Here is a 25,213-nt window from a genome sequence, read left to right on the forward strand (position 1 = left end):
GATGGCTGGTCCGGCAGAGTGTGGATGGCAGCAATCCGCTGACGCGAGTGGTGACACCAAGTGTACACCCCCAGACAACGGCACGCACACGCGGGCCTGATCGAATGAGCACATTGTTTTCGCACCACGGGTGGGTAACCCAGCGCGGTGGCGATGCCGTGATACAATACCGACCATTGCTATTGGATTTGCGAAATTCCATTCGCGTTGTCGAGCATTGAATTCGCAATCGTCCCTCCACCCCGCTGAATTCCACGCTGTGAATCAAAAACCCATTCTACTCTGCGTGCTGGCCATTCTTCTCTCTGGAGCCACGGATCCTCTGATACCGCGGGGGACAGCAGCAGATGACGGCGGCGTCCTTCGCCGCAGCAATCAAGTGGCTTGGTGCATCGTTCCCTTTGACGCAAAACACCGCAATCCGGCCGAGCGGGCTGCGATGCTGAAGGAGCTGGGGATAACTCGTTCTGCCTACGATTGGCGAGCTCAACACGTGCCCACGTTTGAACAGGAAATCCGGGAGTACCAGAAGCACGGCATCGATTTTTTCGCGTTTTGGAGTGTGCATGAGGATGCGTTCAAACTGTTTGAAAAGTATGACCTGCATCCTCAAATCTGGCAGACGTCGGGGGACAGCGTCGGGGAAACCCAGGCCGCCAAAGTCGAAGCCGCGGCCCAACACATGCTGCCGCTTGCCCACCGCACCGCTGCGATGGGATGTTCGCTCGGGCTCTATAACCACGGGGGTTGGGGAGGCGAACCGCAGAATCTCGTCGCGGTTTGCAAGCGATTGCACGAACTGGGCCAGGCTCATGTTGGTATCGTTTACAATTTTCACCACGCTCACGCACACCTGACCAATTGGGAAGCCTCGTTTGCATTGATGAAGCCATTTTTGCTCTGCGTCAATCTGAACGGGATGAACCCGATGGAACAGCCCAAGATTCTCGGTATCGGCAAAGGGGAGCACGAATTGGAGATGATACGGGTTGTCGTTGAAAGTGGTTATGACGGACCGATCGGGATTCTGGATCACCGCGAAGCGATTGATGCACGCGAATCACTGAAGGAAAATCGCGATGGCCTCGAGTGGATTCGCAAAGAATTGAACACTCCGGGTAGTGCCGGACCGCTGCCCCCGACGCCGCAGAACTTTGTCAAACCAAGCCCGCCCGACGAGGCCCGCTCAGGCCGGATCTACCCAGGCTCGGACGTCTACCGAACGCCACCGATCACGGTCGAACTTCGCGTGACGATTCAGCAGCGTGAGCGCTACAACATTCTAGTGGCGAGTGACCCCAAGTCATCCTCCGATCACTGGGAGTTGTTTACCATGAACGGCAACGGCCGATTGACGGCCTACCTGCCCGGCAAACGGCCCGACCACGTCCATTCCCAAGCGATGATCTGTGACGCAAAGCCGCATACGGTGTCGATGATCTATGAACCCAGTCGCGTCCGATTGTATGTCGATGGAGAGCAGGTCGCCGACCAGGCGATTGTTGACACCGGTAGCGGGTCGCCCGTGCCCGGAGGCCTCGGCATCGGGCGACTCGTCGAGGGCCGTTTGGCATGCGACGGCAAGATTCATTGGCTGCGTATTTCGAAGGGAGTGCGAACGATTCCGAAGAAGCCCCTCGTCGATGTTTCACGCGACGCGACAACGCAAAGCTTGTGGAAATTTGACAACCCCAGCGAGACGGACTCGCCTCGCGAGGATGATCTCAGTGCCATCCCCGCTGACGAAAATGAGTTAAAGGCAACTGCGGGCGTCGCAGGCTTGCCCTACGATCCGGCATGGGCACCGCGACTGGTCCGTGAGGCACAAACCTCGGGTGACGCGTTACGCGGAGCGAGTGTCTTTGCCGATGCCAAATTGGCCTGTTTGTCGTGTCACAAGATAGGATCGCAGGGAGGAACGGTCGGCCCCGATTTGTCCACGATTGCGAAAGATCGCAAGTTGAACAAGATTGTCGAGTCGATTTTCTGGCCAAAGCGAGAGGTGGCAGCGGAGTTCATGACGTGGAAGATCCTGACGACCGATGGCGACATCGTCACGGGCTATAAAACCGGCTCGGGCGACGATCCACGGGTGATTCGAGATACCGGATCGGGCAAACTGACCACGGTGGCCGAGGATGACATCGAGATGGAGATCGCGGTGGGCTCGGTGATGCCCGACGGGTTAACCGCCGCGATGTCACATCAGCAGCAAGTCGATCTGATTCGATTTCTGAGCGAACTAGGACGCAGCGAACGGGGACGCGATGGCGAACCGCTGGCGGAGGCGCTGCAACGCGCGATCGCTCATCGCCAAATGCATGGCCCGGTTGAGTTTCCCATCACATCCGCCCCGCTGCAGCCCGCAAATTGGCCTCATGCAACCCACCGAGTGAATCGAGATCGGGTCTACGACTTCTATACAAAACAAGCTGAACATTTTCGTAAACAACCCCACCTGCCGATGCTAATCGCTCCCTATCCAGGCCTCGATGGCGGCGCGCAGGGACATTGGGGCAACCAGAGTGAACCGGACTGGGCCGATGATCGCTGGAACGCAACACAGCTGGGATCGCTACAAGCGGGAGTGTTTCGAGCCGACGCAATTACGGTCCCACGCGGTGTGTGCGTCCGGCTCGGTGACGATGGCGAGATGTCAGCGTGCTTCAATCCTGACACCTTGTCATTCGATGCCGTCTGGACGGGCGGCTTTGTCAAATTCGATGCGGTTCGTTACGGATTCGTCGGAGGGCTGCGAGCGGACGGGAAACTGATCTCGGTGCTGCCGGGCAAGAAAATGGATGGCCAATTTCAGTATCATGGCTTTTATCGAAGCGGTAAACGGGTTGTTTTTTCCTACACGATTGGTGAGGTGAAGTATCTCGATTCCGCCTGGGTTGAGCACGGCGAATTTGTTCGCAACGTCGCGCCGGCGAACGAGCATCCGCTGCGGCAAATCATGGCAGGGGGACCGCGACAATGGCCCGAGGTGACCGAAACGAAGATCACCCCAGGCACCCAGCGGCCCTATGCCATCGACACGATCGAGTTGCCATATGACAACCCATGGGATGCGCTCGTCTTTTGCGGAGGACACGACTTTCTCGACGACGGGAGTGCGTTGGTGTGCACGATGCAGGGGGACGTTTGGAGAGTCAGCGGATTGAATTCGGGTGTGGATCAACCCGGTGTGGCGAGTTGGACGCGTTTCGCGTCGGGGCTGCATCATGCCTTGGGATTGGTCGTGACCGAGGGGCAAGTCTATGTTCAATGCCGAGACCAATTGACCCGTCTGAGCGATTTGAACAACGACGGCGAGGCCGATTTCTATGAGTGCTTTAGCAACGCGTTCATTACGTCGCCGGCCGGACATGACTTCATTTGCGGTTTGCAGCGTGACGAACAAGGCAACTTCTTTACCGCATCGGGCAACCAAGGATTACTACGCATTTCGCCGGACGGGAAAGCAGCGGAAGTGATTGCCACCGGTTTTCGCAACCCCGACGGTCTGGGGATCCTGGCCAACGGCACGGTCACCGTGCCCGTTTCCGAGGGCGAATGGACGCCGAGTTCCGCGATCCATGCGGTCCAGAATGCTTCGTCACGGAGATCCGATGATCCGACTCACCACGGATACCGTGGCCCCAAGCATGGTGATCCACCGGAATTACCCTTGGCCTATCTGCCCCGAGGGCTCGATAACTCCAGCGGTGGCCAGGTCGAGGTCACCAGCGATGCCTTCGGTCCACTCGCAGGCTAATTATTGCATTTTTCGTTCGGGGCTGGGGCGTGGTTCGCGGTGCTTGGCGACGAGTTTGACGACGAGGTTGGCGATCAACTTCAAGGCGCGGTTGTTCCGCTTGCCGGTGATTTTTTGTCGGGGGCACATCGCGGACGTTTTCATCCGCTGGACGGACAATTGTATGTGTCCGGAATGTCCGGATGGGGATCGTACACTCGCGACGATGGATGCTTCCAACGCGTTCGTTATACAGGTGACGCCATTCAAGTCCCCGTCGGCTTCCATACTCATGAAAACGGCATTCGCATCACGTTTGCTGCCCCCCTCGACGCCTCCATCGCCGGTGATCGGACTCGCCATTTTGCTCAATGTTGGAACTACCGTTACAGCGGCGGGTATGGTTCCCCAGAGTATTCGAGCACGCATCGGGGAACGCCGGGGCACGATCCGCTGCGGATTCAATCTGCCCACGTCTTGGACGATGGCCATTCGCTATTTCTGGAAATACCGGACCTGCAACCGGTCAATCAATTGCACCTGCGAATGCACGTCAATAAAGAGGAGTCGTTTTCTTGCAATCCCGCGGGCAGCGGCCATGACATGTTCGTGACCGTCCATCGACTCGACATCCCATTCACCGAGTTTGCAGGTTACCAACCGCGAGAAAAGCAAATCGCGGTCCACCCGCTGCTCGTCGACTTGGCATCGATGGCCGATCGCACGCCTAATCCGTGGCACAGAAAAATTGCCGGTTCCCGCGAGATCCAAATCGAAACGGGCAGCAATCTCAGCTACACCACCGGCCAATTCACCGTCAGAGCGAATGAAGCAGTGGCGTTAACGCTATCGAATCCCGATGTCGTTCCTCACAACTGGGTACTCGTGCAACGTGGAGCGTTACAGCACGTCGGTGAGCTTGGCAATCAGATGATCGCAAATCCGCAGGCCTTCGCTCAGCAATACATCCCCGACTCGGACCAGGTCCTAGCTCACACCGACATCGTTGCCCCAGGGCAGGAACAGACGATTTACTTCGTCGCGCCGGCCACGCCCGGTCGCTATCCTTTCCTTTGCACCTTTCCCGGTCACTGGATGGTTATGAACGGAGTGATGGTGGTTACCGAGGAAGGATCCTGAGAGCAAACACAGCAGGCTGAAAATCGAGGTTCAATGGATATCGGCAACACACGCTTTCACTCTCCACGAATGTGCTGCGCCATTCGTGGCAACACGAAGGGAACGAAGATGATGCCGGAATAATGATCCGCCAGCATGCGCACGTGATGATTCAGAGAGAGACCAATCCCGTTGGCAAGAGCGACCGCGTTTTTGATGTCGACGACCTGATCGTAGTCCGCTGAATAGAGCCAAGTGTTGTTTGGATTCAGCCGATGGGCCACTCGCAGCGGTTCGACTTGTTCAACAATCGACTTGATCTCGTCGACCGACAATCCCGATTGTTCGAGTTGTTGTCGGAACCGGGCGGCGTCCCGTTTGCCGCTTTGAATCACGTCCATCAGATTCCCGCCGGCCAACAAAATAATGACTTTGTCGTAACCGCAGTCGTCGTATCCACTATCGAGGCTAGCGCTAGTCGCCGAGACGAATCCTCCCAGACTTGTTCCCTGTAATGACACCTTGCCATCCTCGACAAAGGGTAATGCCGCGACGGCATCGCGAGCACGACGCACATCGGCGACCGCTTGACGCATCGCTTCGACAAGCTTGCGTCGATCGGGATCTTGGTTCGCGGTTCGTCGTTCCCCATAGTAGGGCAGATGAATTAGGAAGGCGTGCAGCCCACTGGCCTGGAAACCGCGAGCGAACACGCGGCCGGCAACCATGTTGGATCCCGATTCGTGAACGACCACGACCGCCGGTCGCACCGCCGGTTTCTGATCGTCGTCGCGAGCCAAGTACCATTCCATTGTGACGCGATCATTGAGCGCATCGCCGCTGGAGATCGGAGATGGAAACGAGACCAAGGCATCGCCCTTGGATGCCAACGGAGATCCGCATTTGACTTCAAACTTGCCCGGTTCCCAGAGCAAACCGTCGAGACACTTACGCGCGTCAGCCGACGCTTCCTCACGTGCGTCTAGGGTATCTTCACTGGCAAAGACCTGGCGCTCAAGGAACGCCAAATCGGCGCCTTCACAGAGGGCATCGACGCCCAAGAGTGAAACGAGCAACACAAACATCTGTAGCAATCTCATCAACAGCCGCCTCGGTCTGGATATTCGGAAAAACGCAGGGCCACCCCCCGTCAGTGTTGACACTATAGCTTAGGGGGATCTTCCCAGGTGTCTCAACCCGGTGGGCGATCAATTTTACTTTTCCTCGCTCCCTCACGGATTTTCCTCGCTCCCGCACGGGATGGAACAACAGAGCTATTGAATCTGTAAAAAGGGGAGCTCGGGATCGGCGGGGATAACAACATCCGGAATGCCTGCGAATTCGGATTAACGACGAAGTTTCGGGCCGAGAAGACCGTATCGGCAACGCCGCGACCAAGGAGGCGTGGACACGGCCACCACCGGCGTACCCACTCGGCGAGGCTACGCGCCGGTGAGCAGGGCCCCGGATCTGTCGACTTGGCGAGAAGCCAATCGGAACGGAAGAAAAATGCCCCCGCTGGCGGTTCGCGTCTGTGGGCTTGGTCACGTTTGTATTCTTTTCTTCGCCTCGATCCTCTACACTTCAGCACGCAGCCACACGGGAACGTCTCGTTTACGGTTAACGAAAGCCCCCATCGTCCTCCCCTCGAAGACACCTTTTTACATGATGAATCGCACCGGCTTGATTGCTGCTATCCCGCTCGCCTTCGCGATGCTCGTGCAGACGCCGACTTCGCAGGGCCAGTCGCCCGAAGAACAGGTGGTACTCGCCTCCACCGTTGTGCTCAATGAAGCCATGACGACGCCTTTGAACCGCGTTCCCCAGGCGATGTTAGCGAACGCATATGGGGTGGCGATCGTCCCCAATGTGATCAAAGGAAGTTTTATTGTCGGGGCGCGGCACGGACGAGGGCTACTGTTTGTGCGTGAACCCGAAGGGGTTTGGCGTGCCCCGGTCTTTATCACACTGACCGGTGGCAACATCGGCTGGCAGATCGGCGTGCAATCCTCGGACCTTATTCTTGTATTCAAGACCGAACGGAGCGTGCAGGGAATTTTATCAGGAAAGTTGACCCTCGGAGCCGATGCCGCGGCCGCGGCGGGCCCGGTTGGCCGCGAAACCGCGGTTGCGACCGATGGGCAATTACAGGCTGAGATTTACACCTACTCGCGTACCCGCGGCTTATTCGCCGGCGTATCGATCGACGGCTCGGTAGTGCAAGTCGATCCGCGGTCGACCGGAGCCTATTATCACAGCCCGGCACCGGGCCTACCTGTGGTTGTCCCACCGACGGCCGAACAATTGACGCTAACGATCGCACGCTTTGCCGGCAACACCGTGGCAACGGGAGCGCCGGTGGCATTACAAAATCATCAATCCCAATCGCAGTCCCCCGCAAGCACCGTGGAAGCGGACGCGTTACGCGCTCAGTTGCTGCAACAAGCTCCGCAACTCTACGCGGTGCTCGACGAGCAATGGAAAAGTTATTTGGCGTTGCCCTCGTCGATGCTTGCCGGCGGTGCCGCGACATCACCGCAAGAACTTCAAACCACGATCGACCACTTTAACGTCGCGGTCCGTGAGCCACAGTTTCAAAGTCTCGCCGCCCGTCCCGAGTTTCAATCGGTTTACAGACTATTGAAACACTATCAACAAGCGATTCAACATCCCGCGCCGCCGCTCCAATTGCCGCCCCCCCCGCCAAACAACGGCCGCTAACGCGAGGCGACTTGAACGAACCGAGCAGATCGGACGAACGTGAAATCACGCGCCGAAGAAATCACGCGCCGAAGCATGTCCTAGCCCGCTGAATCACCGCAACATTGGAACGTCACTGCGCCATGGCGGCGTCCAGTCGCTTCAAGGGATCGGCCGCGTAGGGAGCTTGTTTGATTTTAATGTAGCGACATCGCCAGACGGTGGAACGCGTTCTGGGGAACACGTGCTAGGGAACACAGCGACGGCTTGAAACCCACTTCATTTCTCAAAAGGCTCGAGCGACCGCCGTCGCGACCGGCCCGATTGGAAAAATCGGAACCTTTTGACAGCGAAGATCGTCTCAGTGGGGTGAGTTTGACGGCCGTTGCCCCAACATCAGCTAAGCTTGCTTTGACTGGCGCTAGTTCGGATGAATCCAGCTTTAGGATTGCCACGTGCCATTTGTCACGCAGCACCACGTTCGTGGAAGGAAAATGGCTGCGGATCAATAGTGACGGATCAGCCATTACGAGAATTATCAATATGAGCGACAGCCTAGAATCCCGATTGCAAGCATCATTGCAGAGACTTGGCTTTAGCAACATTCAAGTAAGTAGTGAGTCAAACGGGCATATCCAACTATCAGGAACCGTCGAGGATCCCAACGAGCGAGCCTCCGCTTTGTCGATCGCTCGGACCACTCCGGGCGTAGCAAAGATTTCAAATCGCATCTCGATCTCTTCTTAAAGCCTGCTCACGGCGCCGGATTCTCAATCGCCCGCTTCGCGATCATCTCTACGTCAGTTCGGCTAAAGCCGTCTAAGCAAAAAAATGGCCTCGAATCATCCGATTCGAGGCGCTAAGCGTTTCTCAAGATCAAGCCATCCTCGAGCTTAGTGATGGTTTCCGATGCCGAGGTGGAATCGCCCGATGTCCAAGTGGACGCCGCCCCCGTGGCCATAGCTTGGAGTGTAACCGCGGTACCCCGACGAAGAACCACGGTAGCCCGACGAATAGCCGCGCGGATACGATCCATATTGGTATCGCGAAGCGTGGGAGTGAATCGAGCGATGTTGGTTGTTGTGGTAACCGTGGCTCGATTGACCATACCTCACGCCACCATGCCCGTAGCTACCATGCCCATAATTTGAATGACCACCGTAGTGCCCGCCGTGTCCGTAGTGGTGATCTGCCGCCGAAGCGGTCGGAGCGGTTGCAAAGAGGGCGAGTGCGGCCGCGGTCAGAACGATTGCGAAGAGGCGTTTCATGATTGATTCCTGGGAGGGAGGATTCCTGTGACGGAGAAGGCCGCCATGGACGAAAACTAAATCGCACATGGCGTGCCAACGCATAAACAGCGTAAAACCTGCGGTTCATGCACCCAAGGCGCCATCACTTCGACACCACCACAGGCGTCACAATGACGACACCCGATTGCGAGCGTGCTGGAAGGCGGCCTCGTTCCAGGCCGTGTTTCTCCAACGACCGATGCTCCGTAGGAATTCTTTTGCTGCCCGACAACTCGCCAGCCCAGCCGGCCTCGTTTCCATTCACCGAGCACGCGAAGGCTTCCCGGCCGGAGGGGTTATGCGAGCGTTCTTTTGAAAAACGCGATCGTGCGCTGCCACGCTAAGCCCGCAGCGGCCTTGTCGTAACGAGGCGTCGTGTCATTGTGAAACCCATGATTGACGCCGGGATAGACAAATGCTTCATACGACTTGCCGTGCTCCTGCAACGCTTTTTCCAACGCCGAGGCGCCCGCCATGATGCGGCGGTCAAGCTCCGCATTGTGAATCATCAACGGCGCCTTGATCTTCGCCACCTCACTGACCTCAGGTTGGCTGCCGTAAAACGGCACCGCCGCGTCGATCAATTCGGGAGTCCGCACCGCCAATTGATACACCATCCCGCCGCCAAAACAGAAACCCTCTGCGCCAACCTTGCCGGTGGACCTATCATGCCGTTTGAGAAACCTCGCAGCGGCAATGAAGTCTTGTGTCATTTCGTTACGGTCACGTTTCGCTTGCATCACGCGGCCTTCGTCATCATTGCCTGGATAGCCCCCAAGTGGTGTCAGTGCGTCGGGGGCAAAGGCCAAGAATCCTTCACTGGCCAAACGACGTGCAACGTCTTCGATATACGGGTTCAACCCCCGATTCTCGTGAATCACCAATACGGCGGCAAACTTACTTCCCTGCGCAGGCATCGCCAAAAGGCCTTTCATTTCACCGTCGGCGTCGGGAGAATCGTAGGCGACCACCTCCGTTTTGATGCGGGGGTCGTTGGGAGCAACTTGTTGTGCCCAAGCGTAGTTCGGGCTGAGACTGGCAATCAGCGCTTCGACTGTAACACCGCCGACCGCGAACGCGGCCAACCGGCTGACGTATTCCCGCCGCGTCAATCGCCCGTGAGCATAGTCGTCGTACAAATCCAATACCGTTGGATCAAACTGATTCGCCGTTTTTCGCTTCATCGCATCACTCCGTGCAGAAAGAGGCATTGTCGTTAGGCACACACTGCGGGGCACCCGTCCATCACGACTGCCCTTCGAACCGGGAATCGTCCGAGTATATCAGCCCTCCCATTCCGCCGCAGCAATTCGGGAGTTCTATGCGCCGTCCTATCAGCCTCCTAAGACGTCCTGTCGATGACCGGAAATTCGATTGCTTCATCATCATGGTCAGTCGCTCCGTCCTGCCATGTTCCGTTCCTAAAAGCTTTGACGTTGTGTGACGATGAATTTCGCGTCCGCAACACTGCGACTCACTGGCAACGGGACACTCGTTTTGCACTGGCACCCTATTTTCAGGGTGCCGATTGAGCGTTCTCAGCAGCTTGCTGTTTCGCTTCGCGACGGACATGCTTATCTCTTAGAATCAACACACTGCAATGCACATGTCGCAACACGTACCGCGACGTGCTACCCAGAAACATTCGCGTCAACAGTCCGCTGTCGCTATCACCGGTTACGACCAAGTCGCACCCGTGCTCTTCAGCGTAATCGACTAACGCTTCGCCGACGTGATTGGCTTCGACCAAATGCGTTTCCGTATTCACGCCCAGCTTCTGGAGCTGTGTTTCAAGATCGATCAATTGGGCATGAGATTGCTGCAACAACTGGTTCCAAAATGAACTCGCCTTTTGGCGAATGTCTTGGCGATAGAACGTGCTCAAGAGCAGAATGCGAACCAAGTGGACCTCGGTGCCGACGGGCCATTTGAACCCTTTTAGCCAATCGATCATGCGTTGATCCTCTGGGCTGCCTGACAACGCGAGCATGATTTTCCGCAGTTCCGGAGGCGCGCTCGATTCACGAGGCGGACGAACAATCAACGTGGAAATATCACCATGCGTGGCAACGTAATCCGAGATACTTCCCAGCAACACACGCTCGAGCCCCGAGTGACCGACGGCCCCCAGAACGACCAAATCCGCATCCGTCGTCTCGGCCAGATCGAGCAACTCCGTCGCAGGCGATCCGATCGGGATATGACACCGAAGCGAATGCACGGGACCCGCTAATTGATCGGCCGTTTCTTTGACACGCGTTTGCGCCGCCTCTCGTTCTTCTTCGATAAACAAGCCAAGGTCCGAAGGCAATAACATCGTCCCCGCATCGATCATCATCGGAGGAACGACCGCTGAAACGATGTCTAAGTCAATCGGCTTGCGAAACGGCAGTGAACGTAGGTAGTCGGCCGCCGCCTGAGAGTGCTTCGACGCATCGTTGGCTAACAGTACTCGCATGATGGGCTCCGGTGTGAATCGATGGATGGTTGGCACGTTGCTTCTACAACTGATGCTGGGGCAATTTGAATGCCGCTTCACGAGCGGCCAAATTCGGTCGCTGTCACGTTGCGAAACGCTCCACCCCGCACGTTGCCTCCTCTGGTGCGTGCGTCAACGCACAAGCAGTCGACCGTGTTAAATGGGTTGGCAATTCTCTTTCGACACGGCGACGGTGGCCGCACACGCGTTTACTCGCTTCGCAGAAGCGCGTCGGTCCTTTGGTGGGTCCAGAAAGGGCCCCACCGATTTCATTGATGGTCGGCGGTGCGGCGCAGGTCTCCGTTTCACTCTCCGTGCGTGCTACCGTGATTTACGTTTTAGCCAGGGAGTTTTTGCCAACCCGATGGATTCCAAATCTAGCTGGATTCTCAACGCAACAATCGCTTCATTGCTGCGGCAACGCCAAGCGTCACTTCGGTCATCCGTGTGTAATCGAGCGTTTCGGGCGTATCGGATTGACGGTGGTAATTCGGATTCCTCAGAAAGCTTGTGTCCGTCAACATCAATGCTGGGTAGCCTTGATCCCAAAATGAACTATTGTCGCTACGGCGGATCTCGCTGATTTTCTCTGGCAGCACAATCGAAAAGAGAGGCAGTTGCGAACCGCATTTGAAACCACGGCGGAATGCCCAATTCAGTTTCCAAGAAGGCAAATTGCCGACCGCGGCCAGAAAGTTTCCCCGCTTTGGGAAGAACCGATGGAGTATTTGGGGAATCGATGCGGGGACCTGTTGGGAACCGAGTTCGTCACGAAAATAGCCCAACATCTCCAAACAGAGCATGCCGACAAGTTTCTCGTTGCGTTTTCGTGATTGCCGCGCATGATACTGACTGCCCATCGCGTGCAGGCTAAAGTAGGGCATCTCTTCGCAAGCGAAGGCGACGTAACGCGCCGACCTAGTGCCGCAATGATCATTCAACAAACGACTGACCTCGATCATGACCGCAACGCCCGACGCATTGTCATCCGCTCCCGGAGTCGACCAAACCGTGTCGTAGTGTGCGCCTAATAGCACGATTTCATCGGCTTGCTTGGTCCCTTGTTTTTCAACGACCAAGTTCGTCGCTATCTCGCCCATCGCCTCGTACGACTCGTCACGCACTGGATATCCCATCCCGGACCATTGCCCCTTGATGTATCCGAGCGTGGCCTGGATGGTCTTAGGACGCTCAAGCGTGCGTGGTCCGATCAAACCGGCGATCCGGTCAACGTGCAAACGTAGATTCTGTTCAATTTCGCTGCACATCGTCCCCTCCCAACTCGATTTCACAACATGATTTTGCAAGTCCATTGACAAGGCTTTTGCACCACAGAACTCCCTCCACGCGAAAGATCGAATTGTAACGAATCTCCATCGTCGTGTTACAACACACTTCGCTACCAGACTGAAAACAGGCGAGACTCGCATCGCAAAACGATGAAAACGTTATCCATAGCTCCCGACGTGGTTACGCCCATCGCAGTCCTTTTGCAAAGATCCCTGCTTCCTCATTGCGACGGCCTCTTGCGAACGAGCGTGGCACCGTAAATCGAGACGCCACATCCACGGTTCCAAACTCTGCGAGCACAATCAAATGAAAAACCAAGTTTCGGTTCATTCCTCTAGCGGGGATGCGGCGCGATTCAAGGTGCCGATCAACTATGGCCACACGCTGATCGATTGAATCACGGCATGAGCTCCAGCGTCACGAAGCGTTTGGACCGTTCACTCCCGCAGTATCGATTGTTCATCGACGATCGGGTTCTCGTAGTCGCACTGCGACATCCCCATCAACCGACTGCTGTCGCCTACGCCGACCGCTAGCCCCGTCTACCGCTAGCCCCGTCTACCGCTAGCCCCGTCGACGCTTAGATTCGGCAACGCAAACAATGGGGCAACTGAGGATCCACCTTGGCAAAATCGGAAAACAGCGTTGGATGGGGAAAGGACAATGTTCCCCCTCCTTATACGCGACGGCCAAATGAGGCACGTCGCGGCCACTATCCGCGGTCATCGGGATGCGATTAAGCAGGTAGGCAGGAATCCTTGGGTGAAATCCCATTAGCCGCTTGGGCGTTACCCCCGCTTGAACCGCTTGAACCGCGGCTAACGGCCAAAACGGCTAATCTACCGAAAGACTCCTGCCTACCTGCTTAGCGGTGCCTCAGCACAGGGGATCGAGGCCTTTCGAGAGGCGATATCGTCGCCATCGCTGCTTTGAATCGCCAAGCTAGCCATCATCTTCCCCGGCTCGAACTACGTTCCGCCCGCCAGCCGAAATCACCACTTCGGCATGGGAGCTGCGAGAAGGCGTCAGTGCCACGCCTGAGTCAGTGCCACGCCTGAGGTTGCTGAGTTCTGGGGGGGTCAATTGGAAACCCGCGAAGGTGGTAAACGCACCTTTGCGCGGTGTGGCTTGGAGCGTCGCTGTGACGCCCGACACTTGATGCCCAACGGCATCGTATCGCTAAGACTCTCCTTCCTCTCCAATGAGAGCTAGCTTTCTAACGTATACGAATGTTTTGTAAGGCAGGGCCTCGCTTGGACGTGGCCCCCCTCGAAACGAGGGGGTGTTCCGGGGGGTGTGATTAGCGCGGTTATCAGTCTTATACTCTGTTTTTTCGTTTTCGAAGCTAATATACATCCGATCGCCGCTCAATTCCTTTTGTGGGTTAGGAAGCTTGCGTAGACTATAGGGTATAACATCGGCGTGTAGACTCATCGCTTGGGTTTTGCCTGCGGCCGTTGCTTTCCAACCGGACTGCTGGCCCGACGTCACCGACCTTGTTGTTTGCTTATCTCTGTCTTCCCTCATCCCGCAAACCTATTTGTTTTGCACTCCTCCGTGATCCAATCGATTCACCCTCTATCCCGCTTGCGCTTCTCGTGTTGTGGTCTTGCCACACGCATCGGGTCGACGCGTGAATATTGGCAACCAAGACTTCCGTGTTGGCGACGGGTGACGGGGCTATTGCTACTCGCATTATCGATTGTTGCCGATTCGGGTACTGAGGTGATCGGCCAGGGGCCAGGCGCCGAACCCCCGCGCGAGATCCTGCAATCGGGTAGTGAATCGGTCGACCCCGGCAACGGCAGTCCGCTGCGGGTCAAGGGATTTTTGTTTTTGGACAATTCGGGCGTGCCCGTCTTGATGCCAGGAACCTCCTTTGAAGAGATCGAACGATTACAAAATCTGGAAGCCGGAGTCGACGCCCGCAGCCAAGTTTTCGACTTTCAATCGCTCGAGATCACGGGATCCGCTTCGCAAACTCGGGCGGAACTTCGCATTGTGATCCGTTTAACGATTGATTCGACCGCGGGGCGGACCGTGGCGATTCCATTGCGAATGCGAAACTTTTTCCCGTTAGGGCCTCCCGACGTCAGCGGACTTGATGAATTTCGCATGACCGTCTCGGGCAACGAGTCGGGACATTTGTTGATGGTCAAGACGAATCGTCGACGTGAAGCGGTGATCACAATGAATGTGGCGGCACGCGTCGATCCAGGCCCGACGCATGCCTTGCAATTCCAACTTCCTGATGTGCCTTCGCTGGTGCGCATTACCACCGATGACGAACAAGTGACCGGCGAGATTGTCGGCCGTGGCGATGAGGTGATGCAAACCAAACGCGAGTCGGGGCGTCCTGCTCAATTCGTGATTGAAAGTGGCGGAGGCACGTTTTCGTTGCGTTGGGGAAAACGCGATCGAGCAACGGATGGATCACCGCTGTTGGAAATCGATAACAGCCGGATCGTGGTCCAATGGGACTCACCTCAAGACCAACCCATTGCCGCGTGCCAAATGATCATTCGAAGTGTGCGTGGCAGCATCAACACGCTTCAGGTTCGATTGCCCGAGAATGCAGTATTGTTGGACATGCCGACCTTAGGCCCGAATGCACAATCGGTCGAACTGGTCAGCCCCACGTCGCCGGCCAGTTCCCCGAGCAATGGGGAAGGAGCACTGTTAGACATAGTCATCCCTGAGCAAGAACGTCAGCAGCGGATTGACTTGAATTTTGACATTCAGTTTTCTGCGAGTGATCCCAACGCAGCGACTCCACTCAGTTTCCGCGCGCCCGAGGTCATCGGAGCGCTGCGGCAACGGGGAGAGATCCAAATTTCGACCGGCGACGACTACCGATTGCGATGGCGGTCACGTCCATGGGTACAAAGCATTTTGGGACAACCGACCGACGAGACCGGTCGATCGTATTTGTTTCGTTATGATCGCGCGTCGTTTGATTTACCAATTTGGTTGGCAACGACACGTCGACAATTGAGGCTTTCCACCGAGTCGGAGATTTCGCTTCACGACTCGATCGCTCGGATTAAGTATCGCATCGTTTCCAGTGGACGTGCCGCTGAAGGAACGATGCTGAAAATTGACATGGGGTCGTGGCGTTTGCGTTCGATCGAGAACGAAGACACCTCGCAACAAATCGAGTCTGGGCTCAATGGCAAGCACCATGAAATCTATCTCGAATCGGTGGCCAACGGTGATCCCTCTCCCATTCGGATTGTGGCCGAACACGATTTGCCACTGGTGCCCAAAGATGGGGCGTTGACCGGCGGTGCCGCTCAAGAAGACATCGTGTTCGAATTGCCCCACATCACCGATATCGAAGACACGATGTTGGTTCAAGCCTCTACAGTCTCGGTTGCCAACCAAGGACGATTGTCGTTCGTCGTCGACTTGGAAGGTTCGCAAAACATCGATCGCGTGATCAACGCCGACACTCCCGCGACCGTGGAAACGCCTCGTTCGCATTACCGCGTCATCCCGCCCGACGCAGCAAGTAAGTTGATCGGACGGATCGTTCAGCAATCGCCCACGATTTCGCTAGCGGGTGACGCGTCGATCGAAGTCGAAGGACGGAGTCTCCGTGCAACACTCGATTGGATCGTAAATTCATCGCTTGATCTGGAAGGCCGATTACCGATCCAAATCCCAGCGCAAGGCCCTATCGCGTCCGCCGCCTCCAAGCCCGCCGCTGCGTCCGCTCGGGCGACTAACGCAACCGAGAAATCGGGTGCGGGAGATCCGTCGACGAACGAGGATCTGCCGGACGACTCCGCCGACGCCCAGACAAACTCAGCGAGTCTTCCTAGCGACTGGACCGTCACAGTTAACAATCGCCCCGCAGTCTTGGAATCGCGAGGCGATGATCGTTATGAATTGATCTCCGATCAACTATCGAGTGGCTCGATGGCGATTCGTTGGAAGTTGCTGCGGCCGCTGAACGCCCCCACCTCCGACAACCAGATCGAAACGGTATCCATTCCCCGCCCGTTTGCGGTCGACACGACGTTCCGAGGAACGATGCGAGTGCTGCTGCAAGGCGACGCGGCCACCGAAATCCTGGCGGCCGACGCCATCGGTCATTACGGGAATAGCGTCGAGGGAGACCCCGAAGCGGAGGAAACGGGGCCACCACCGTCGTCGAATCGTGGCCTCGACAAATCCACCATGATTCTCGATGCATTGCCTCGCGAACCGCTACGATTGCGAGTTCGCGCCCGACAAACCGCAACTGAAAATATATTCGTCTCACGCGCTGTCCTGAGAACGGCGGTGGGGTATGCCACACGCATGGAACAATTGCTTGCCAGCGTCGAAGGGAGTCAAGAACTTCGCCTGGGATTGCCGCCGGGTGACTACTCGATTTCGACCGAAGCATTCGTGGATGGCAATTTCGTCACCGTTCGTCGTGAAACCAATGCGTTGTTAATCGCGTTGCCTGACGATGGTGAGTCGCACTTGGTTGATTTACGAGTCTGGTTGCCGCTCGATGCGTCCATGATGGCCGAGGCGATTACGCCCGCCTTGGAGCTACCGATTCGCGTAGGTCGCGTCTATTGGGAAATTGCCGCGCCTCAAGATTCGCATGTGATTTGGGCGTCACCGACGCTCGGTCGGTCGATGGCGTGGCGATTTGATCGCTGGCGACTGTATCGTGAATCAACTCAAAATTCACGTTCGTTAGCAAGCTGGGTGGGCGGTCATGATCTGATCGAAGTCCCTAGAGGAAACCGGTACTTGTACGTGGGTGCGGACGTAAAATCGTTTCACGCCGTGGTCGTATCACGCACCATTCTATGGGGCGTGACCGGATCGATCGTTTTGTTCATTGCGGTTTTACTATCGTTCGTACCGCAAACCCGCCATCCTTTGTTTGCGGTTACCGCGGGGGTCTTGTTTTCCGGGATGTTGGTAATCGCCCCTGATGCCGCCGTGTTGGCTGGACAACTCGGCATGATCGCGCTGGTGCTCGTGATTGTGATGTCCGCCATCCGCACCATGGTGCAGTCGCGTGAACACCCTAGCGCACTCGATTCACGGCACCGATCACGTCGGATCGATAACTCGACTCAAATGCACAAGGACAGTTCCGGAGCCAGTCGCGGCACGCTTTCGGCAACCCGCTCGTTGGCCCATGCATCGAGTGTGAACAAGGTGACGCCGTGATTCAGATCGTTCGCCACGCTTTCTTTGCCTGCATCCTGGTTGGCGTTGGGGTCGGGGCGGCGTCCTTGCCGTGCGTTGCCCAAGAATCGACCTCCACCGAGCAACCGCCAACGGCGGAGCCAGCCGGCGATGGTGAAAGCCCGATCACAGGCGAGGTGAGCGAGACCAGCGAGACCAGCGAGACCAGCGAGACCAGCGAGGGCGCGTCGAATGAAGGCGCCTCGAATGAAGGCGAGACCAAAGCGGGCGAGGCTAGCGACGGTGAACCGAGTGACGCCGAACTTAACACGGAGCAGACCGACCCGGAAACGGGGCAATCGCCCTCCCGCACTAACGATGATGGAAAACCGCCTCAGCCCGAGACCGCAACGTCGCAATCGGATAACATGGCATCGTCCGCCCCCGAAGGCGACGCAGCGGAAGATTCGATGGACGAGAGCGTTTCTGAGACACCCTCACCGGAACCGACACCGTCTCCATCGGCCCCCGCTCCCCCGCTCGTCCGTGACAACCCTTTGGCGGTGCTTCCCGACCAGTTACCCGATGGAACTCGGTTGAGACCCATCGCGTTATTCCATTCTCAATTGACCGAATTGGTCCCCGAGAATTTCCAGCCCATTTCGATTTTGCGGCTCAAGGATGCAATCGATTTGGCAACCAGCATGGTGCCTGACGAAAATGCCAGCCGGGTTCGACACGCGTTGTATGTCATCGAATTGGTTGATGACACGTTGATCAGTGAGCGGTCGGTGCTTGACATCCAATGTGACACGAAAGACACCGTCCATCGCAACCTTGGGAAGGTCAACTTAGCAATAAACTCGTCCTCACGCGGTGGCAACCTTGTTAATAGCCCCTCGATACCTCGACTTGAATCGCTCGCCGATGGCAATTTGGTTGCGGTGGTCAATGGTGACACCTCGCTTGCGTTTGCGTGGACGTTAAAGAGTGAAACCCCGGGCTTGGTCAAGCAATTCGATTTACGGCTGCCACCCTCACCACAGACGCGAATCGTACTACAAGTCCCCAAGGGGATCTCGGTTGAATCGCTTGACGGCGTTGTCCGCTTGTCACCGAGCCCTCCGCCTGAGCTCGAAGTGCGGGCGTTGGGCGTCGACGCCCGTTACTACCTGATCGACGCTGGTGGGTTATCGCGTGTGCGTTTGAAGACGACACGCGAAGGATCACGTGACGATCCACACGAATTGTTGGTTCGCAACCAATACACCCAATATTCGATCGACGCAACTCGCGTGGTCTGGTCTCACCAAGCGATCTTACAACTTCAGGTACCCGATCGGTTGCCGTCGATGGTGATTGGCAACAGCACGATCACGTCGATCGAAGTCAATGCGATCGACACGCCATTCAACTCGACATTGATTGGCGACGGTGTCTATCGCATCGACATCAATGTCCCCACCGGCTCGCTGCCACAATCCGATTCACCGACGTCGTTGACGATCAAAGGGCAAGCGGTATGGCGGGACGCTGATGGATGGTGCGATCTGCCTCAGCCCCAATTTCTAGTCGGCGGACTGGTTGTATCAGAAGTCACGAGCAAGGTTGAGTTAAAGACGACCGATCCATTGCGCGTGATCGAGTGGAAATTGCCCGACGGTTGGGCGATGTCGAGGGAAACGACCGAAAGCGAAGAGACCAAACAAATCTCGGCCTCCGGTCCTCCGGTGACACTGGACGATTCGGTCATCAGCCATTACAGCTCCGTCAATGCAACAGACGCTGGCGGATCGAGCGAGCAAACGCAGCCCAGTTCCGATCGTGATCCGGCAGCTACAACGGACATCAAACCCCCAGTCTGGTCGCGTGTCCGCATCGCTCGTGAGTCGCCCCTTCGCGATGCTTCGACCGTCATCAACCTTTCTTTGGCCGATGGAATCATCACGGCAACGTCACAATTGCGAGTGCGGTTGGATCCACGGCGTGTGGAACCAATCAAGATTGAATTGCAACGGGGTTGGACGCTGCAATCGATCAACCTACTCGTATCTGGACGAGTGATCGAAACGCCTTCGATTAACCCGACAACTTCCCAATTCACCATTTGGCCTGAAGCGACGGATGTCTCGGATTCTGAGTTACTGATCCAAGCCGTTGGACAATCACGAATCATACAAGCCGATCCGCAGATCATCGTTCCGCAAAGTTGGTTTCTGCGATTTGTGGATGTCCAAGGTGAATTTCTAGCTGCGGTGACACCTCCGGGCAATCTCGATTGGTCGAGCCAGATGTCGTTATTGAGCCAGCGAATCAAACGTGCCGACATCGCTGAACGATTTCAAGAGTTTTTTGCTTCGGCAACGAAGAACGCGATGTTTCTGCGTTGTGTGACCGGGCGCACGCCCGCACTCGTGTTGCAACCACCGAGCGTCGCATTCGATGTCGCAACGACATTGGTATATCGGCTCGTCGGTGAGGAAGTTTTCGAGGACTTGATCATCGAGATGTCGGCCACGAGTCCATCGCCGCAAACCATCACCGCGCAAACGGGGCCCGATCTTGATCGTCCTGCATTCACATGGAGCCTTCGACAATCCGATGGCCGCGCCGCGGTCAGTTTACCCGTCTCGAACGTCTCGCTTGACAAGCCTGACTCGGACGGTGTCTATACCATCGACGTTTCTCAGTGGAATTTACGTGGACAACGCTTGGTTGGACGCCGCCACTATTCAATTCAGAACGACCTCTCGGTTCGTCTACCGGTCGTCCCCAATGCCACGTCCCAAACAGCCGAAGTGTTGATCGGCGAGGGATTGAGTGTCAAACACGGTCATGATTCCGTATTGCGAGTTTCCGTTGATGCGAATGTTCGACTGGCCGAGTTGCTCGAAGGACGTCGCGACAACGACGCCGCAGTGACCCCGCCAAGCGACGCCTCCGGTGCCGCTAAAACGGACTCCCCAGCCGGTGACCCCGCATCGCGATCGTCGACACAAGCGGACTTTGTCAAAACGAAATTGCGCTACGATGCCGTCGATCAACCCTCGTTGGTGATCACTAAAAACGCCGCGAATCCCAACGTCAATATCGTTTGGGACCAAGAGGTAACCCTGGTTGCCTCGAGTCACGGTACCGATCGCATCGAAGCGATGCTGGATGTGACGGCGTCTAAACCGCTCGAAATTGATTATGATCATGACTTGAGACTGATTTCAGTCGAGCAAGATGGAACGCTGTTGGATTCCATCGATCTCCATCGGCGCCCACTTTTGATCGGAGCGACCAAACCGATCAAGAAACAACGGATCCGTTTGGTTTGGAGCCGACAACAGTTTCATCGCAATTGGTGGCGAGATTGCACCATTCCGCTCATTGAGCTCTCCGGCGTTGTGATGCGATCGCATTATCAAGTCCGCGCTTCGTCGGATTCCTTTCTGCCGGGAATTCTCTGGGCTAGCTCACCGACAACCGCAACACGTTGGACGTTGCCGATCCAACCCGGTGGCAACGTGCTGTTGGTTCGTCGCAACAATGCGTTGGCCTTCGGATGGTTGACCGCAATCTTGGTGTTCGCATTGTGTTGGTGGATTGCACGTCGATCCCTTTACCTGTGCGCAATGATTGTCATTTTGTTGGCCACGCTCGCGAGCGTGTGGTGGCCATGGCATTCGATCACCATTGGATGGTTTTTGGTTCCTTCGCTGATGGGAGCATTGTTAGTCAGCACGCTCCGTTGGAAGGACCGCGTCGAGCAACGAGGTGAGCGGTTGCGATCACAACACGAGGCGGACAGTCAAGCCGAGATGGCCGCGGAGGACTCGACGGAGTTTTCGGTGTCGACACCGGTCGGCGGCATGATACTTTTTGCGTTTTTGAGTTTGTCGGTGACCACCACCTCGGCTCAGGAAGCCGCGTCGCCTCCGCTGGATGCAAAGCCAGCTCCTCCCCCCGCTGCGGTTGAACGTCCCACGCCAGCGGTCGACTTGTTAGTTCCCGTGGACATCGATGGCCATGTGGTCGGCGACAAGCTCTATATTCCCCGAGAACTAAAATCCTCGCTCTTGGCGATGTCATCACGATTGGCACCGGAGGAGGCTCGTTTTCAAATCGCTAACTACCGCCTACGGATTGAATCAAGTGAGGAATCGCTTCGCCCGGGCGTGTTGCTGCTCGACGCTGATTACATCATCCACACCGACCGCCCAACCGATCGTGTTCGCTTGCCATTCACTCCCGCAGTGATTCGCCGAATCGAACTAGTCCAAGATGACCAAGACCGCATTGTTCAGTTTGTGGCAAACTCGACCACCGATGTCATCGCCAACGTACCTTTGGGGGATCGATTTCGAATGCGCGTCACGCTGATCCCCGAATTGGTGATCGCTGAAAATTTCGACAACAAAGGGCAATTGAATATCCAACTGCCTCCGATTGCAGCGTCACGTTTGACGGTTGAAGGCAGCGGTAAGCTAGAGCGAGTGCGCATCGGCGGGGTCACCGGACAAGTCGTCTCACAACGTCAATTGCAAATTTGGACCGCGGACATTGGCCCAATAAAAAAACTGGCCATCGAGTTTGAATTCAACAAAGGCAACGCGGCAACGCCCACGACATCGCAACCACTGCGACGACGCTACTGGCTTCACGCGGGCAAGTTGCAAACCATCGTCGAATGCCAAGTCGAGCCCGCCTATCCCGTCTCCTCCGGCGATACGGTGTCGCTATTGCTACGCGATTCGTTGCTCCCGACCGTGGTTTCGAGCTCGTGGGAGATTCGCCAAACTGATTTATTGAGCCCCACCCGCCGTCAAGTCACCTTGGCGGCACTGCTCGATGCGCCTGGACCGATACAATTGCTGTGGACATTGCCTTCGCGAGTCAGCAACGCCAACGCGGTGGAGGATGCGATAGCGATGGTCATTCCCGATGTCGCCCCCACAGCAGCCGGTGATAGTGAACCTGCGTGGGTCGGAATCAATAGTGACCCTGGAATCCGCGTCCAGCCCATCACGCGTGAACCGCTCGACGCGTTGACGGACGATCAATTTCTCGCCGTTTGGTCGGGATATCGTGGCAATAAACCAGATCGTACTTTCGTCGCCTTTGGCCAGCTCCCTTCGTTTCAATTGGTGCAAATCCCCGATCCACCGCCCACCATCGCGCAAACGCATCAAGTCCATATTGCGGTCGATGCACTCGAAATTCGCTATCGCGCTGAGATCACGAATCACGGCAAGCGGCCACGGCGGTGGATCCTAAAGCTGCCCACGGGAGTATCGTTGCGTCAATTACTCGTCGATGGGCAACCTCTTCAATCGCGACCACTGGTTTCAAAAAACTTTACGGAAGTGATGCTTGGCGATCTCTCCGACCCCGCAACCACCGTGGTCGAAGCCATCGCAGTCTCTAACCTACCCTCCAACGGAAAGTTCACCCTTCCCCGACTCACGCTGAACCCAAGCTCCGCGACGACGGATCGCTACTTCGTCACACGTGACCAATCACTCGACGTTCGGTTCGCCTCCCAAGCCCCCCAAGAGTTCACCGAACGCGTCACGGTCGGCGACCTCGATCATTTGGCCAAGGGCTGGGTGCCGATCGTGGGTTATCAGTTCGATTCAAGCATCGTGGGTGATGCGATGCAACTACCTAAATTGGTGTTGCGATCGTCACTTCGTCCAACACGCTTCGATGCAAATCAATTGATCGCGTTGTCGTGGAGCGACGGTCGTTGGACCATGCAATCACTGACTCGTTTCGCCCCCGGAAAACTTCCTGATTTCATTGACATTCAAGTACCAACTCGATGGTGTGAATCACTGGAGGTCAGTTCGGCGGTGCGATGGTCACGGCAACCGGCGAACGATGTTTCCACCCAATTGATTCGCGTCTCGTGTGATGAGCAGGTGCGTGAGAGTCGTGTGATTTCGATCAGCGGGACACTAGCGTCAGCAGACAAATCTCGCGTCAGCGTTCCTTCGATTCAAATTCTCGGTGAAGGGCGTCGCTCGGTTCACGTTTCCGTACCAAGCCGTTTAACGAACGAGCCGATTCGATGGCGTTCAAGTTCCGTTCGGGCCGCAGAATTACCCGCATTCTGGTCGACGGTGACCCCTTCGACGAATCTGGATTTGCTCAGCCCACGAGCAACGTATGCGGTCGCGGCGAGTGGTTGGTCGATCGAATTGGCGCCGCTTCAGCAACAAAACCGGACCGCCATCGTGCTGGCCGCGGAGACGCGTGTGTTCCCCGGGCACGAACGAATCGTGGTGATGTCCCGATTTGATTTGATCCCCGGTGCGCTTGACGACGTCGAACTTGCCTTACCCCAAGACGCAACCTGTTTGGGCGCATGGACGGCAAACCAAGCCGTCAACCCAATGACCGTCGGCGCGCAGGAAACTTCGCAAGCGACGCCCGATAACCCCTCAGCGAACAACGTCGTACGTTTACCTCTCTCGCTAAGCCGACTCGCCCAAAGTGTCGAAGTCTTGTTTGAACTACCGTTGTCGCGGGCCCATCGAGGTGACTACGCGGCCCGAATGCTGGCCATTCCTGTTTCGGAAGCGTGGGTTTCGACTTATGCCTTGTCCGATTCGCCTGACACCAATGATCCAAGCACGCCGGCGGGGGTCAAAAACAAGCCCATCGGCAATGCAAGCGATCCCCATTGGACGCGTGATGAAAAGCGAACACAGATGATCCAGCGACGCGGATTGTCGCTGGCCGCTTCGATCGTGCAAATGATCAATGATTCCAGCGACATTCTCGCCGAGCGTCCGACTGCCGAGTCGACCACTTGGATTCGGCCGATGATTGCACGATATGAGGATTTAGCTGCCGAAGCCGGGCATCCGGTTCAGTGGGGGGTGGCGTCTCAGGCGGCGATCCCTCCCAACCCCGAATCGGGATCCAACTCCGATGCCCCCCGTCCCTCAGGTCCTCAACCGCCAATCGTTGGAACGGAGGCATCACCTCGCTCAGTCGTTTCCAACCCTCCATCACTAGAGACGCTGAGCTGGGAGCAGCTCAATGCAAAAATGGAAGTTCACGTCAAACGATATTCGAGTCCTTCGGACGATGTTGCGTTCTTATTCTCCAATCGTGCGAATTTGAAGGGTTACAAGGTACAACAGATTGAGCAGATTGATTCGCAATTGGACTTAGCCTCGATCACGCTTGACGCCCCTACCGATACCGATTTGCGTACGATCATCACGAATTCCATCTCCTTGCTTTGCGGCATGGCGGTGATTGTGTTGCTGTGGCCGCTAAGACGTTACTTTGACGCCATGACGTCGCATCCCGCGTTTTGGTTAGCATTGGTAGCGATCTGTGGTTTCTTTGTGGCACCGATTCCCGTAGCCGCCAGCTTATTGTTGGTCGCGATTTCGTTACCAGCGTTTCCCAGCGACGGCTTCAAACGTCATCGCTCGCGATAGTCAATCGGCCGTC

General features: G+C 56.4%; 11 protein-coding genes. 6 read left to right on the forward strand and 5 right to left on the reverse strand.

Translation table 11 applies throughout. From position 1 onward, the window contains the following. The first annotated feature begins 259 nt into the window (after nt 1-259). Complete coding sequence (locus Pla52o_RS08030) at nt 260-3,760, forward strand: DUF6797 domain-containing protein (RefSeq protein ID WP_146594052.1); 3,501 nt, start codon at nt 260-262, stop codon at nt 3,758-3,760. A gap of 3 nt (nt 3,761-3,763) precedes the next feature. Then, nucleotides 3,764-4,879, forward strand: a complete 1,116-nt coding sequence (locus Pla52o_RS08035; RefSeq protein WP_146594053.1) for a plastocyanin/azurin family copper-binding protein — start codon at nt 3,764-3,766, stop codon at nt 4,877-4,879. 56 nt (nt 4,880-4,935) lie between these two features. Here the strand turns inward: Pla52o_RS08035 and Pla52o_RS08040 are convergent, their stop codons facing one another. After that, a complete protein-coding gene (locus tag Pla52o_RS08040; protein WP_146594054.1) occupies nt 4,936-5,958 on the reverse strand; it encodes an alpha/beta hydrolase family protein in 1,023 nt (340 codons plus the stop codon). A gap of 568 nt (nt 5,959-6,526) precedes the next feature. Between Pla52o_RS08040 and Pla52o_RS08045 the strand changes: the two genes are divergently transcribed. Next, complete coding sequence (locus tag Pla52o_RS08045; RefSeq protein ID WP_231612182.1) at nt 6,527-7,579, forward strand: lipid-binding SYLF domain-containing protein; 1,053 nt, start codon at nt 6,527-6,529, stop codon at nt 7,577-7,579. 522 nt (nt 7,580-8,101) lie between these two features. After that, nucleotides 8,102-8,305, forward strand: coding sequence for a BON domain-containing protein (locus tag Pla52o_RS27870; protein ID WP_146594056.1), 204 nt, complete (start codon nt 8,102-8,104; stop codon nt 8,303-8,305). Between the two features lie 146 nt (nt 8,306-8,451). Here the strand turns inward: Pla52o_RS27870 and Pla52o_RS08055 are convergent, their stop codons facing one another. The 4 genes from Pla52o_RS08055 to Pla52o_RS08070 all read right to left on the reverse strand — a co-directional run bounded on the left by Pla52o_RS08055 (nt 8,452) and on the right by Pla52o_RS08070 (nt 12,594). Next, nucleotides 8,452-8,826 (reverse strand): hypothetical protein, encoded by a 375-nt coding sequence (locus Pla52o_RS08055; protein ID WP_146594057.1) that lies wholly within the window; start codon nt 8,824-8,826, stop codon nt 8,452-8,454. Nucleotides 8,827-9,143: 317 nt separating this feature from the next. Next, complete coding sequence (locus tag Pla52o_RS08060; protein ID WP_146594058.1) at nt 9,144-10,031, reverse strand: dienelactone hydrolase family protein; 888 nt, start codon at nt 10,029-10,031, stop codon at nt 9,144-9,146. Between the two features lie 332 nt (nt 10,032-10,363). Beyond that, complete coding sequence (locus Pla52o_RS08065; RefSeq protein ID WP_146594059.1) at nt 10,364-11,305, reverse strand: universal stress protein; 942 nt, start codon at nt 11,303-11,305, stop codon at nt 10,364-10,366. Between the two features lie 410 nt (nt 11,306-11,715). Further along, nucleotides 11,716-12,594, reverse strand: a complete 879-nt coding sequence (locus Pla52o_RS08070) for a M28 family metallopeptidase (protein ID WP_146594060.1) — start codon at nt 12,592-12,594, stop codon at nt 11,716-11,718. Nucleotides 12,595-14,287: 1,693 nt separating this feature from the next. Between Pla52o_RS08070 and Pla52o_RS08075 the strand changes: the two genes are divergently transcribed. Together Pla52o_RS08075 and Pla52o_RS08080 are read left to right on the forward strand one after the other, a co-directional pair. Next, nucleotides 14,288-17,797, forward strand: a complete 3,510-nt coding sequence (locus tag Pla52o_RS08075) for a hypothetical protein (protein WP_146594061.1) — start codon at nt 14,288-14,290, stop codon at nt 17,795-17,797. Further along, a complete protein-coding gene (locus Pla52o_RS08080) occupies nt 17,794-25,200 on the forward strand; it encodes a hypothetical protein (protein WP_146594062.1) in 7,407 nt (2,468 codons plus the stop codon). Before Pla52o_RS08075 ends, Pla52o_RS08080 begins: the two co-directional genes overlap by 4 nt. The last annotated feature ends 13 nt before the right edge of the window (nt 25,201-25,213 follow it).

It is taken from the genome of Novipirellula galeiformis (genome assembly GCF_007860095.1).
Taxonomy (GTDB): domain Bacteria; phylum Planctomycetota; class Planctomycetia; order Pirellulales; family Pirellulaceae; genus Novipirellula; species Novipirellula galeiformis.

Bases quoted from the DNA above. Each gene is read 5' to 3' on its own strand.
- Pla52o_RS08045 (WP_231612182.1), top strand. From the start codon at position 6,527: ATGAATCGCACCGGCTTGATTGCTGCTATCCCGCTCGCCTTCGCGATG.
- Pla52o_RS08060 (WP_146594058.1), bottom strand. From the start codon at position 10,031: ATGAAGCGAAAAACGGCGAATCAGTTTGATCCAACGGTATTGGATTTG.
- Pla52o_RS08065 (WP_146594059.1), bottom strand. From the start codon at position 11,305: ATGCGAGTACTGTTAGCCAACGATGCGTCGAAGCACTCTCAGGCGGCG.
- Pla52o_RS08040 (WP_146594054.1), bottom strand. From the start codon at position 5,958: ATGAGATTGCTACAGATGTTTGTGTTGCTCGTTTCACTCTTGGGCGTC.
- Pla52o_RS27870 (WP_146594056.1), top strand. From the start codon at position 8,102: ATGAGCGACAGCCTAGAATCCCGATTGCAAGCATCATTGCAGAGACTT.
- Pla52o_RS08055 (WP_146594057.1), bottom strand. From the start codon at position 8,826: ATGAAACGCCTCTTCGCAATCGTTCTGACCGCGGCCGCACTCGCCCTC.
- Pla52o_RS08070 (WP_146594060.1), bottom strand. From the start codon at position 12,594: ATGTGCAGCGAAATTGAACAGAATCTACGTTTGCACGTTGACCGGATC.